The organism is Tateyamaria sp. (genome assembly GCF_039945315.1).
Lineage (GTDB): Bacteria > Pseudomonadota > Alphaproteobacteria > Rhodobacterales > Rhodobacteraceae > Tateyamaria.
On record NZ_JBDUXB010000003.1, the window covers coordinates 95,128 to 107,356 of the forward strand.

15 protein-coding genes are annotated in these 12,229 nt (G+C 60.3%); 8 read left to right on the forward strand and 7 right to left on the reverse strand.

Features of this window, described 5'->3' with window-relative positions; all coding sequences use genetic code 11:
* Both ABJD00_RS00975 and ABJD00_RS00980 read left to right on the forward strand, forming a co-directional pair.
* A complete protein-coding gene (locus tag ABJD00_RS00975; RefSeq protein WP_413830210.1) occupies positions 1–954 on the forward strand; it encodes an ABC transporter permease in 954 nt (317 codons plus the stop codon).
* Complete coding sequence (locus tag ABJD00_RS00980; protein WP_413830212.1) at positions 951–1,412, forward strand: hypothetical protein; 462 nt, start codon at positions 951–953, stop codon at positions 1,410–1,412. Before ABJD00_RS00975 ends, ABJD00_RS00980 begins: the two co-directional genes overlap by 4 nt.
* A 125-nt stretch (positions 1,413–1,537) precedes the next feature.
* Here the strand turns inward: ABJD00_RS00980 and ABJD00_RS00985 are convergent, their stop codons facing one another.
* Positions 1,538–1,669, reverse strand: coding sequence for a hypothetical protein (locus ABJD00_RS00985; protein ID WP_413853625.1), 132 nt, complete (start codon positions 1,667–1,669; stop codon positions 1,538–1,540).
* A 296-nt stretch (positions 1,670–1,965) separates the two neighbouring features.
* On the opposite strand from ABJD00_RS00985, the gene ABJD00_RS00990 reads away from it, so the two are divergent.
* The 3 genes from ABJD00_RS00990 (at position 1,966) to ABJD00_RS01000 (ending at position 4,230) form a co-directional block, all read left to right on the forward strand.
* Positions 1,966–2,148, forward strand: coding sequence for a hypothetical protein (locus tag ABJD00_RS00990; RefSeq protein WP_413830214.1), 183 nt, complete (start codon positions 1,966–1,968; stop codon positions 2,146–2,148).
* 139 nt (positions 2,149–2,287) lie between these two features.
* Positions 2,288–3,268 (forward strand): ABC transporter ATP-binding protein, encoded by a 981-nt coding sequence (locus ABJD00_RS00995; protein WP_413830216.1) that lies wholly within the window; start codon positions 2,288–2,290, stop codon positions 3,266–3,268.
* The gene (locus ABJD00_RS01000; protein ID WP_413830218.1) at positions 3,268–4,230 is read left to right on the forward strand and encodes an ABC transporter ATP-binding protein; all 963 of its coding nucleotides are present in this window, start codon (positions 3,268–3,270) and stop codon (positions 4,228–4,230) included. Before ABJD00_RS00995 ends, ABJD00_RS01000 begins: the two co-directional genes overlap by 1 nt.
* Before the next feature lie 17 nt (positions 4,231–4,247).
* On the opposite strand, the gene ABJD00_RS01005 is transcribed toward ABJD00_RS01000, so the two are convergent.
* From ABJD00_RS01005 to ABJD00_RS01020, 4 genes are all read right to left on the reverse strand, one after another.
* Positions 4,248–5,327: a patatin-like phospholipase family protein gene (locus ABJD00_RS01005; protein WP_413830220.1), complete on the reverse strand. Its 1,080-nt coding sequence runs from the start codon at positions 5,325–5,327 to the stop codon at positions 4,248–4,250.
* A gap of 69 nt (positions 5,328–5,396) precedes the next feature.
* Positions 5,397–6,173 carry a 3-hydroxybutyrate dehydrogenase gene (locus tag ABJD00_RS01010; RefSeq protein WP_413830222.1) on the reverse strand — a complete coding sequence of 259 codons (777 nt, stop codon included), beginning with the start codon at positions 6,171–6,173 and terminating at the stop codon, positions 5,397–5,399.
* 108 nt (positions 6,174–6,281) lie between these two features.
* Positions 6,282–7,079 (reverse strand): N-acyl homoserine lactonase family protein, encoded by a 798-nt coding sequence (locus ABJD00_RS01015; RefSeq protein ID WP_413830224.1) that lies wholly within the window; start codon positions 7,077–7,079, stop codon positions 6,282–6,284.
* Positions 7,076–7,369 (reverse strand): putative quinol monooxygenase, encoded by a 294-nt coding sequence (locus ABJD00_RS01020; protein WP_413830226.1) that lies wholly within the window; start codon positions 7,367–7,369, stop codon positions 7,076–7,078. Before ABJD00_RS01020 ends, ABJD00_RS01015 begins: the two co-directional genes overlap by 4 nt.
* Before the next feature lie 134 nt (positions 7,370–7,503).
* On the opposite strand from ABJD00_RS01020, the gene ABJD00_RS01025 reads away from it, so the two are divergent.
* Genes ABJD00_RS01025 through ABJD00_RS01035 form a run of 3 tightly spaced genes read left to right on the forward strand, consistent with a single transcriptional unit; the run spans position 7,504 to position 10,261 of the window.
* Positions 7,504–8,580 (forward strand): isocitrate/isopropylmalate dehydrogenase family protein, encoded by a 1,077-nt coding sequence (locus ABJD00_RS01025; RefSeq protein ID WP_413830228.1) that lies wholly within the window; start codon positions 7,504–7,506, stop codon positions 8,578–8,580.
* Entirely contained in the window at positions 8,577–9,599 is a 1,023-nt protein-coding gene (locus ABJD00_RS01030) for a Gfo/Idh/MocA family protein (protein WP_413830230.1), read from the forward strand. The genes ABJD00_RS01025 and ABJD00_RS01030 overlap by 4 nt, the downstream gene beginning before the upstream one ends.
* A complete protein-coding gene (locus tag ABJD00_RS01035) occupies positions 9,599–10,261 on the forward strand; it encodes a GntR family transcriptional regulator (protein WP_413830232.1) in 663 nt (220 codons plus the stop codon). The genes ABJD00_RS01030 and ABJD00_RS01035 overlap by 1 nt, the downstream gene beginning before the upstream one ends.
* A 22-nt stretch (positions 10,262–10,283) precedes the next feature.
* Here ABJD00_RS01035 and ABJD00_RS01040 read toward each other — a convergent pair whose 3' ends face one another.
* Positions 10,284–10,934, reverse strand: coding sequence for an aldolase (locus ABJD00_RS01040; protein ID WP_413830234.1), 651 nt, complete (start codon positions 10,932–10,934; stop codon positions 10,284–10,286).
* Positions 10,931–12,166 carry a 3-oxo-tetronate kinase gene (gene otnK, locus ABJD00_RS01045; protein WP_413830236.1) on the reverse strand — a complete coding sequence of 412 codons (1,236 nt, stop codon included), beginning with the start codon at positions 12,164–12,166 and terminating at the stop codon, positions 10,931–10,933. The genes ABJD00_RS01040 and otnK overlap by 4 nt, the downstream gene beginning before the upstream one ends.
* Positions 12,167–12,229: the final 63 nt, after the last annotated feature.

The following is a 12,229-nucleotide window of genomic DNA, read 5'->3' on the forward strand; positions in this document are numbered from 1 at the left end:
ATGGTTGATGCCCCCCTTCCCGAGGTCACCGAGAAAGACCCGTCGCGCCTAAGCCTCGCACTGCGCTCGGACTTTTTCTATGCGTTCAAACGTTCACCTGTGGCAGTGGTCAGCTTTGCACTGGTCGCTTTGCTGGTTCTGTCAGCGGTATTTGCGCCTCTGATCGCGCCTTACAACCCGTTTGATCCGGCCTCACTAAACCTCATGAACGGGTTTTCAGCGCCCATGACCCCCAATGCGTTCACGGGCGAGACATTTTGGCTGGGCACCGATGATCAGGGCCGCGATGTGTTTTCCACGATCCTTTATGGGATGCGGATCTCACTGTTTGTAGGAGCGGCGGCAGTTGCTTTCGCCATGGTGCTGGGTATCACGCTGGGACTGTTGGCAGGTTATGTCGGTGGGTGGACCGAAACCATCATCATGCGCGTGGCGGATGTTCAGTTGACCTTTCCTGCGATCCTTGTGGCGATGCTGATCTTTGGCGTCGCCAAGGGCGTGACCCCGGTGGAATACCGCGATCAGATGGCGATCTGGGTGTTGATCATTGCCATTGGCCTGTCTGATTGGGTGCAGTTTGCCCGCGTGGTGCGAGGCGCGACGCTGGTCGAAAAGAACAAAGAATATGTCGCAGCAGCCAAGCTGATTGGCCGTTCAGGGCCTGCGATCATGGTGCGCCACATCCTGCCCAATGTGCTGTCGCCCGTGTTGGTCATTGCCACGATTTCGCTGGCCTTGGCGATCATTGCCGAGGCCACTTTGTCGTTCCTTGGGGTCGGGGCACCGCCCACACAACCCTCGCTGGGCACCCTGATCCGCATCGGGCAAGGCTTTTTGTTCTCGGGCGAGTGGTGGATTTTGCTGTTCCCTTCCGTCACGCTGCTGGTGTTGGCGCTTAGCGTCAATTTGCTGGGAGACTGGCTGCGCGATGCGCTGAACCCGAGGCTGAGATGACACGGGCCTTGTGCGCCGCTGTCGCGATGAGCCTGTTTGCCACCAGCCTCTTGGCACAGGAGCGTGACACATCCGATCTTGCCCGCGAATTGATTGCGGCCCCGCCTTTTCAAACCAAGATCGACCAAATTGTCTTTCTCTCAAAGCACCGGGCGCTGCTGCCATTTACAGGATCAGACCTGAGGCCCGACCAGATTGAACTCATCCGCAGCATCTCGGTCAATGAATGGTCCGAGGCGCGCGGCGAGGTGGTCGATCTTTATGTTGAAGCCTTTGCAAAAACCTATTCCGAGGACGCGCTGAAGAAGCTGATCGCCTTTTACGCAGATGAGGAATTGCAAAACGCCCTTGCCATGCAAGCGAGCGCCGAGACGCGGGCAACGGACACTCTGATCTCGCTCACACCCCTCGTCGAGGCGCGGATCAAATCGCGGATGACCAAAGAATTGAGTGACTGACCCGGCCGCCGATCATCCAAGGCACGCGGGGCAGTCGTCGCTTAGATGCGGGTGACCGCATCATCGAGCATGGCCAGTGTTCCACCGTCAGGCGCTGTTGTGCACCACAAGGCACCGGTGGCCATCTAGGTCACGTCGCGGTCTGGTGTGTGTACCGTAACAAGGCCCTGATCGACAGAGACGTTGTGCAAAGAGATGATGGAGAGGAACAATCCGAACGCTTCGGCAGTCAGGCACATGGGAAGGGATTCTTTCAAAAGGGGTTCAAGTCCTTTGGCGTCCTCCCGCACCGGTCGTGAGTCTGAGCGTATTGTGCACTTGCAGCATCTCGATGCGGCATTTGTTAAGGCCGGTGCATACCAGGCAGATATGCCTGTATTTTTGGCCCACGCCCCCATTTGGCCCGCAAATTAGGCAACTGCGGCGCCCTCACACCGGGACTTGGGCGACATATGCGGAAATTTGCGCGAACACCCGATTTGCTGTAGCGTCCCAAGTCCGGATTGCAGGCGCGGGCCACCCGCGCCGTCCCATCAACGGACAGGAGGCAAGTATGGAAGCAATCAAAGTCGCAGAGTATGCACAGGCGCTTTATGCCGCCCACGGCGACAAGGCCGAGGTCGAGGCCGCGCGCAGAGCAAATGAAGCGCTGGATGCCAAAAAGTTGGACGAGGCCGAAAACTGGCAGGCGGTCAGGGCGTCAATTCGTCGGCTGCGGGGGCCGAACCAAAGCTGACGGCGCAAAAGGCACAAGAGCTGCATGAAATGGGCACTGGATCGGTTTGCCCCGGACCGGTTGCAGTTTCGCTTGCCATGTTGCTTGCCATCGGGTGGCGAAGTTCCCATAAATGATGTGACCTAACCACTGGATCACTGTGTCTGCCCCCACCCTTTCCATTCGCGATCTGACGGTCGATATTCCCACCCGCCACGGTGTCCTGCGCCCTGTAAGCGGAGTGTCTTATGACATCGCGCCCGGAGAGATCCTTGGGGTTGTCGGTGAATCTGGTGCTGGCAAGTCTATGGCCGGGAATGCCGTGATCGGGCTGCTTAGCCCCCCTGCGCATATTTCGGCTGGTGAAATTCACCTCAATGGCACCCGGATTGATCCGCTGAAAGGCGAGGCGATGCGCCGATTGCGTGGCAAAGAGATTGGGATGGTCTTTCAAGACCCTCTGACGTCTCTTAACCCACTTTTGAAAATCGGCGATCAATTGAGCGAGACGATGCTGGCGCATCTGGACATTTCGCAGTCCGAGGCCCGCACGCGCGCGATTGCCGCGTTGGACGAAGTGGGTATTCCGGGCGCGGCCCAACGTGTCGACAGCTATCCGCACGAGTTTTCCGGCGGTATGCGACAACGGGTGGTGATTGCGCTGGCCTTGTGTGCCGAACCATCCCTGATCATCGCGGACGAGCCAACGACTGCGCTGGATGTTTCTGTTCAGGCGCAGATCATTGCGCTGCTCAAACGCTTGTGTCGCGAGCGGGCCACCGCAGTAATGTTGATCACTCATGATATGGGCGTGATTGCCGAGGCCTGTGATCGTGTCGCAGTGATGTATGCGGGGAAGCTGGCCGAGCTTGGCCCTGTGCGCGAGGTGTTAAGCGCGCCGCTGCACCCTTACACGGACGGTTTGATGGGTTCGACTCCGCTGGCGTCGCGCGGGAAGGACCGTTTGCATCAGATTCCCGGTGCGATGCCGCGTCTGGACAGTCTGCCGACGGGCTGTGCGTTTCATCCGCGCTGTCCGCGCGCATCCGATCAATGCCGAGTTGATCCGGGCCCTGCCATTGAGGATGGCGCGGGTCGGGCGGCCTGTTTCTTTCCCATCAATCGGGAGGCCGTCGCCTGATGTCTTTGGTCAGTGTGCGCAACCTCACCCGTATTTTTGATGTGTCCAAGCCGTGGCTGAACCGTGTGATCGAGCGTCGCCCCCGCGCCCTGCTGACCGCAGTTTCGGATTTAAGTTTCGAGATCGAAGAACGCACCGTTTACGCCCTTGTTGGAGAGAGCGGATCGGGCAAGTCAACCATCGGAAAGATGCTGGTGGGTTTGTTAGGCCCCTCCGATGGGGTGGTGGACATTCGCGGTGTTGATCTGTCGCGTGAGACCGACGCCGAAAAGGTCGACGCTGTGCGTGCGGACATTCAGATGATCTTTCAGGACCCGTTTGCGTCCCTAAACCCGCGCTGGCGTGTACGTGATATCATTGTGGAGCCGGTGGCGGCGCGTGGCGGCGAGACAGCGGGGCTGGCGGAGCGCTTGCTTGAGCAGGTGGGGCTGAGCGCGCGTGATGCGGGCAAGTTTCCCCATGAGTTTTCCGGCGGTCAGCGCCAGCGTATTTGCATTGCCCGTGCTTTGGCCTCTGAACCCAAGCTGATTGTGTGTGACGAACCGACTTCGGCCCTTGATGTGTCCGTTCAGGCGCAGGTGTTGAACCTGATGAGTGACCTAAAGGACGAGTTTGGCCTGACCTATTTGTTTATCAGCCACGATCTGACGGTTGTGCAGCATATGGCGGATCGGATTGGGGTTTTGTATTTGGGTCGTTTGGTTGAGGAAGCGGCCCCGTCAGAATTGTTTGAGGACCCCAAGCACCCCTACACGCAGATGCTTTTGGCCGCGGCCCCCAAGCTGGATGGGTTCGGGCGCGAAGTCGCCCCACCCACGGGCGAGATCCCTGACCCGATCAACCCGCCGCCCGGCTGTGCGTATAATCCCCGTTGCCCTTTGGCCCAAGCGCTGTGTCGCGAAGAACGCCCCGTGTTGCGCAATGTCGGCGGGGCGCGGGTGGCCTGTCATATGGTGGACTGAGCCGAGTCGGTCTCTGCTCAGTCCTTGCGCGACCGCAGTTCAACAATGTTGGCCCCGTGTGCCCCCTCCACATTGCCAAACAGCGCGCGCAGATCCAGTGTGCTCTCCACTTCGATCTTGTCGAAGTGCGAAATTAGCCACCGATCCGCGTGTTCACGTCCCAGATCGCGCAGGTGCTCTAGGAACGCCCATTCGGAGTTCACCTTGGAGGACGCATCCAGTTCCAGCATGTCATCGCACCCGTCGATCATGTGCATGTTCATGGTACGGTATTCGTCGTTCGACAGGGCCCCGTCGTCGATCAGGCGGTGGATCAGATCGATGGTGCGCAAGTCCCGCAACAGCGAAGCGTTGAAGGTGATTTCATTCAGCCGGTTCTGGATGTCGCGCGCCTGTTTCGGGGTGCCGGAGCGCAAGAGCGGATTGATTTGCACGATCACGATGTCGTCCGAGGGCGAGTCGTCGATAAACGGAAACAACACCGGGTTGCCCATATAGCCGCCGTCCCAATAGGGCACCCCGTCGATTTCGACCGCTTTGAACATCGTGGGGAGACAGGCCGAGGCCATAACCACGTCCAACGTCACTTCGTTCCGTTTGAAAACCCGCGCGCGGCCCGTTTCCACGTTGGTTGCCGAGATATACAGCCCCATGTCGGTGCAATTGGCGACCTTGTTAAAGTCGATGAACTCTTCCACCAGATCGCGCAGCGGGTTGAGATCATAGGGCGAGGCCATGCGGCTGAGCGCATCCATCATGATGTAGCCCGGGGATGTGTCCAGCGACCATGACCCGAACAGAACATCCAAGGGCGAGCGTTTGATGGGGCTGGCCTGACCGGCAATGCTGACGGCGTGCCAGAATTCTTCCAGTGCCTTGCGCGCACCTGCCGCCCCGTCGTCATACATGCCTTGGGTGGCGACCACGGCGTTCATGGCCCCGGCAGAGGTGCCGCTGATCCCTTCGATCCAAAGACGGTCTTCTTCGAACATCCGGTCCAGCACACCCCATGTAAACGCGCCGTGCGACCCGCCGCCTTGCAGGGCAAGGTTGATCGACTTTTCGTGGCGTTTGGCGCGGCCGTTTTCCTTGGACATGGGCTTGGGCCCCTCCGGATTGGTGTGCGCGACGTAGGGCGCGCTTACTGCGCCCCACTTATTGCGCGCTTACTGCGCGACCCACCCGCCGTCGACGGGCAAGGACGCACCGGTGATAGAGGCCGCAGCTTCGCCCGACAGGAACACGCAGAGCGCGCCCAACTGTTCCACGGTCACAAATTCCTTGGTCGGTTGGGCCTTGAGCATAACGTCGTTCTTGACCTCTTCCTCGGTGATGCCGCGCGCTTTGGCAGTGTCGGCCACCTGACCTTCGACCAGCGGTGTCAGCACGTAACCGGGGCAGACGGCGTTCACTGTCACGCCGTGCTCTGCGGCCTCAAGCGCAACCGTCTTGGTCAGGCCCACCACGCCGTGCTTGGCCGTCACATAGGCCGATTTGAAAGGCGAGGCGACAAGGCCGTGGGCTGAAGCGATGTTGATGATCCGCCCGAACCCGCGTTCTTTCATGCCCGGCAGTGCCGCGCGGATGGTATGAAAGGCCGAAGACATGTTGATCGCGATAATGGCGTCCCATTTTTCCAGCGGAAAATCCTCGACCGGGCTGACGAACTGGATGCCTGCGTTGTTCACCAGAATGTCGACGGCCCCGAACCGCTCTTGGGTCTGCAAAACGAGGTGTTCAATCTCTTCGGGTTTGGTCATGTCCGCGCCGTGATAGCCAACTTCGCCGTCGCTGATTTCTTCAAGGCGGGCGCGTGTTTCTTCGATCTGTGCGGCGTCGCCGAACCCATTGAGCATGATGTTGAACCCTTGGGCCGCAAAGGCTTCGGCAATGCCAAGGCCGATGCCGCTGGTCGATCCGGTGATGATGGCGGTGCGTGTCATGGGGTGCCCTCTCTTGGTCATGCTGCAGTGCGGAAACTCTTACCTACACCTAGCGGCCAATCGCGACAGGCACAATTCAACTTTCGTTTTGGCGCGGACCAGCGCGCCTCAGAGCGTGATGTCGCGCACCGGGCCTGTGTCCAGCCGGTGGATGTGATCGGCCATCGCCTGCGGGAAGTACGTGCGCACCAGCGGGTCGTGGCCGGGAATGATCAGGTTGGGTGCGCTGGCAAGCCGGTTCAACGTGTCAAAGCCGTCCAGCATGTCCTGAAGGTCTACAACGATGGGAAACGGTTTTCGCGCCATGAAATTTTCGTAGAAATGAGAGGCATCCGAGGCCAGCACCATCCATCCCGCCTGCGTGCGCACCCGCACTGCCTGAAGCCCGCGTGAGTGCCCGCCAATGCAGTGCAGCGTGATACCGTCGGCCACCTCGGCCTCTCCGTCGTGAAAGATCACCTGCCCGGAATAAAGCCGTTTGACCGCCTCACACACGTGGCCCGCCGTGAATGGCATGCGCAGCGTGTCATGGCACATGCACGGACCCGTCGCATAGTCCATTTCGGCCGCTTGCATGTGAAGGCGCGCGTTGGGAAACAGATGTAGCCCGCCTGCGTGATCGTAATGCAGATGGGTGACGATGATTTCGGTGATGTCCTGCGGTGTCAGATCAAAGGGTTTGAGAGCCTCGACCGGGTCCAGCCTGATGGGGCGACCACGTGCGGTGGCTTCCTCAATATCATAACCGGTATCCACAAGGATGTTGCGCCCCTGCCCCCGGATCAACCACATGTAATAGTCGATGGCGTGCGGCGCGTCGTGATTGTCATCAAAGATAAAGCTGTCCGCCCGCGTGCGCCCGCCTCGGTCGCCGTATTTAATGGCGTAGATTTCCCAAGCGCTCATCTGTCGACACGCTCGAACGTGCGCAGGGTTTTGTTGGCCACAAGGTCAGCAACTTTGGGACCTGTCGCCTTATAGTGCGGCATTTGTTGATGCGCCTCGAAGGCGGCAAGGTCGTCGTAGAGTTCGTAGAGAAAGACGGTATTCGGCTCTCCCGCATCGGTGCACACGTCAAACTGGCGGCAGCCCGGTTCGTCAGCCACGGAACTGCGTGCGTTGAACAGGATGGCGTCCATAAACGCCTCCATCTGTCCTTCTTTGATGTCGAAAACGACGGTGACTGCATATGGCATGGCCTGCCCTCCCTTTGGCATTGTTTTGATGCACGTACATCAATGGATTTACAAACGCATACTTTAATGTATACGTTATTGCAATCCTCTGACGACTCAGTTGTCAGTCTAAGCACAATGAAAGGCCGACCCCCATGAAATCAACGTTTCAAATTGCAGTATTTCAGGGCGATGGGATCGGGCCCGAGATCATGGCGCCGACGGTGGAGCTGCTGTCTGGATTGGCCACTGCGGGTGGGTATGGTTTGAATTTCGCCGATGCTCCTGCGGGGGCGGCCCACTACCGGGACACAGGCGAAAGCTTTCCTGTCGCCTCGATGGAGGCGGCGCGGTCGGCGGATGCCATTTTGCTGTCGGCGATGGGGTTGCCGGATGTGCGATACCCGGATGGAACTGAAATTTCCCCACAGATTGATTTGCGCAAGGCCCTGACCCTGTTTGCAGGTGTGCGCCCCATCACCATCCGCCCCGGTCAGCCCACCCCGCTGGCCACCGACAAGCCTGTCGATTTCGTCCTGATCCGCGAAAGCACCGAAGGTTTGTTTTACACCCAAGGGCGCGGAGAGGTGGAACGCGACGAAGCCCGCGAGACGTTGCGCATCACTCGTGCCATTTGCGAGCCACTTTTTAAGTTCGCCTTTGATCTGGCCGCGTCGCGCAAGGCAGCGGGCCGTGGGCCGGGCAAGGTTACTTGCGTGGACAAGGCCAACGTGTTCCGCGCCTTTGCGTTTTTCCGCGAGATGTTTGATGCAGAGGCCGCCAAGCACCCCGGTTTGGAGGCCGATCACGCCTATGTGGACGCCACCGCCCTGTGGATGGTTGAACGCCCGTGGTCCTTTGATGTGATGGTGACCGAGAACATGTTTGGCGACATTCTGTCGGACCTTGGGGCCGGATTGATGGGGGGCCTTGGCCTTGCGCCATCGGCAGATATAGGCGCGGATCATGCGGTGTTTCAGCCCTGCCATGGGTCAGCCCCCGACATTGCAGGCCAAGGGGTGGCCAACCCCATGGCGATGATCCTGTCGGCGGCGATGATGTTGGAATGGCTGGGCGGGCGCCACGGCGTCCCCGCGATGACAGCCGATGGGGCGCGGTTGCGGGATGCGGTGGACAAGGTTGTCGCCGAGGCGCGCGTTTTGACCCGCGATCTGGGTGGAACTGCGGGCACGGCTGACGTCGCTGCCGCTGTGAAGGAGGCGCTGGCATGACTGTTCGGGTGGCTTGTGTCGGGGCGGGCTATTTCAGTCAGTTTCACTATGACGCGTGGGCCCGGATTGATGGGGCCACAGTTGTGGGCGCATGCGATCTGGACCTTGCCCGCGCGAAAGCCACCGGCGCGCCTGCCTTTGATGATCTGGACCAGATGTTGACCGGGACAGCTCCCGACCTGCTCGACATCATCTTGCCGCCCCCGGCACATGCCGAAATGATCCGCGCCGCCCTTGCGGCTGGCATCAAGTGGATCATCTGTCAAAAACCCTTCTGCCTTAATCTGGACGAGGCCCGCGTGATCACGGGCGAGGCCCGCGCTGCCGGTGCGCATCTGGTTGTGCACGAGAATTTTCGCTTTCAGCCGTGGTATCGCACGATGAAGGCCGCGTTGGAGGCAGGCACAATAGGCGAGGTTCAAAACGCCACCTTTCGCCTGCGCCCCGGCGATGGACAAGGGCCTGACGCCTACCTTGATCGCCAGCCCTATTTCCAGACCATGCCCCGCTTTCTCATCCATGAGACTGGCGTGCACTGGGTGGACACGTTCCGCTATCTGTTTGGGCCCGTCACCCATGTCTATGCCGATTTGCGCACCCTGAATCCGGCGATTGCGGGCGAGGATGCAGGGTTTGTGATCTTCGATCATGCCTCAGGTGTGCGGGCGTTGTTTGACGGGAACCGGCATCTGGACCACGTGGCCAACAACCTGCGCTGCACCATGGGTGAGGCGTGGATCGAAGGGACCGAGGGGACGCTGACCCTGTATGGCGACGGGATGGTCACCCGGCGTCCGTTTGGAAAACCCGACCCGGATATCTTGCTGATCGAGCCGAAGACCCCAGTTGGATTTGGTGGCGATTGCGTGCACGCGTTGCAAGCCCATGTGATCGCCGCCATGAATGGCGCGCCACTGGAAAATGAAGCAGGCGATTACCTGACTGTGCTGGCCATCAAAGACGCGATTTATGCCTCTGCCGAAGCGGGTCAAAAGCGCGCCGTTCAGGGGACCACCTGATGGGAGCTATGTCGAATGTGGACCGGGCGCTGAGTGCGCTGCGCGAGATGATCTTTTCCGGCCAGCTTGCCCCCGGGTCAGACCATCTGGAAACCGAACTGGCTGCTCACTTGGGCATGTCCCGCACGCCGGTGCGTGAAGCGGCACTGATGTTGCAGGCACAGGGGTTAGTGGACGTGCGCCCGCGGCGCGGCATCCGTGTGCGACCGGTATCTGCACAGGACATGCGCGACATCTACGACATTCTGACGGAGCTTGAGAGCCTCGCCGCGGCGCGGGCCGCAGACGCGGGCTATTCAACGTCAGATCTAGCCACCCTTGATAAATCCATTGCAGACATGGACGCCGCCCTTGAGGCCGATGACTTGCGGGCATGGGCGCAGGCCGATGACCGGTTTCACCGCGAATTAGTCCGCCTTGGGGGCAATGCCCGACTGGCGATGATCGTCGCCGTGATGCGCGATCAGGTGCGCCGCGCCCGCGCCACCACGCTATTCATGCGCCCCAAACCGTCAAAGTCCAACACTGACCACCATACGGTCTATCAGGCGATTGCGGCACAGGACGCGGCCCGCGCGCATGACATTCACCACGCCCACCGCCGTGCAGCCTGTAAAATGTTGGTGGATCTATTGGAGAAGCATCAGTTTCATGGGTTGTAAGGGGGCTCGGCAGAGCCTTGAGCTAGTCGTCCCATTCGACATCGAACTTGGTAACAACATCCCGCACTTGCGCGTCACTCAGCCCGTGGGGCGACAGCCCACGCGTCATAAGCGCCAGGCGGGCGGTGTCTTCCAGTTCTTCAATGGCATTGCACGCAGCCTCAACGTCTTTTCCGGCAACGACAGGCCCGTGGTTGGCCAGCATCACAGCAGTGCGTTTGCCCGCCAGCCCGCGCACTGCGGCCCCCATCGCCGGATCACCGGGCAGAAAGAAGGGTAGCAAGGTCACTTTCCCCAGCTTCATGATCCCATAAGGGGTGAGCGGCGGAAGAAAGTTGTCGGCATCCGCACCCGGCAACATCGACAGCGCGACCGAGTGGCACGCATGCAGATGTACCACCGCGCCCGCCGCACTCCGCGTATCATAAAACGCGGTGTGTAAAGGCATTTCCTTGGTCGGTTGATCACCACTTATATGAGTGCCCTTCGCATCGAACAGGCTAAGCCCGGCCGGATCAAGCCGCCCAAAGCTGGTGCCTGTGGGAGAGACGAGCAGGCCTCCGTCAGAGGTGCGTGCCGAGATGTTGCCCGTGCTGCCGTGGGTCAGCCCGCGATCAAAGAGGGACTTGGCCAGCGTGCAAATCTGTTCGCGCAGGGCGCTGTCGACACTCATGACCCGGCCAGCACAGCGTTGGCCTTTTCAAAGAAATCTGGCGCGCCGAAATTCCCCGATTTTAACGCCACGACCAAATCTGGCGCCGCGCGCAAGGCGGGCACGCCGGGGTCGATTTCGGGGCCGATGTCGAGGGTATCGAGGTTCAGCCCTTCGACAATCGCGCCGGAGGTTTCGCCGCCTGCCGTGATGATCCGCGTGGCCCCTTTGGCCCGCACGGCGCGGGCGACATCTGCAAAGAACGCTTCGAGTGCAGTGGCGGACCGTTCACGCCCGTATGTATTTTGGACGGCGCGCACCTGATCGGGATCGGCCGAACTGTAGGCCAAGGGAATGCCATCTTGGGCCATGAGCCAATCGGCCAGAGCGTCCGGGGTTACCGCTCCCTCAATCACGTCGCGCGCCACAATTTCGCGCGCAGGATGGCGGGCGGCGTGATGGACGACTTGGGCCCGTGTCGCGGCGGAACAGGACCCCGACAGCGCCACCGCGCGCCCCGCCTGCCCGTCCCATGGCACAGCGCCGGGCGTGCAGCCAAAGTTCGCAGGCAGGCCAAGGGCCACACCAGACCCCCCGGTGATCAGCGGCAGGTCACGCGCCGCTGCACCGATGGCGCGCAAATCTTCATCGCGGATCGCATCAACAACAATCAGGCGGTGCCCTGCCGCGTGTTGATCAGCCAACGCCGCTGCAATCGCGCCTTGCCCACCAAAGACCGGCCCCGGACCAACATGGCCCACGCTGTGCTGGGTTTGAGGTGTCAGCCAGCGGCGCAGGTCCGAATCCGTCATCGGTGTAAGCGGATGGTTTTGCATCCCACTTTCACTCAGCAGGGTGTCATTGACGAACAGATGGCCCTGAAAAACGGAACGTCCGGTGCCCGGAAAGGCCGGACAAACAATGACTTGATGCGCTTCAAGCGCGTCGGCCAGAGCATCCGCAACCGGGCCGATATTGCCTTCGGGCGTGGAATCAAAGGTCGAGCAATACTTGAAAAAGAACTGCGTGCAGCCTTGCGCCTTGAGCCATTCCAAGGCCTCAAGCGACATCGCCACCGCATCCGCCACCGGGATCGACCGGGATTTGAGAGCAACCACGCCCGCCTCAACGCTTGGGTCCGCAGGACCGTTCGGCACGCCGGTATATTGCGTTGCGCGCATACCGCCTTTGGCCAATGTGTTGGCCAGATCGCTTGATCCGGTGAAATCGTCACCGATGCACCCTAGTTTCATACTGTTTTGTCCGTCTGTTTAGCCCGCACCCGAAGAAACACTGCGACGGCCCGCGGCGCAAGG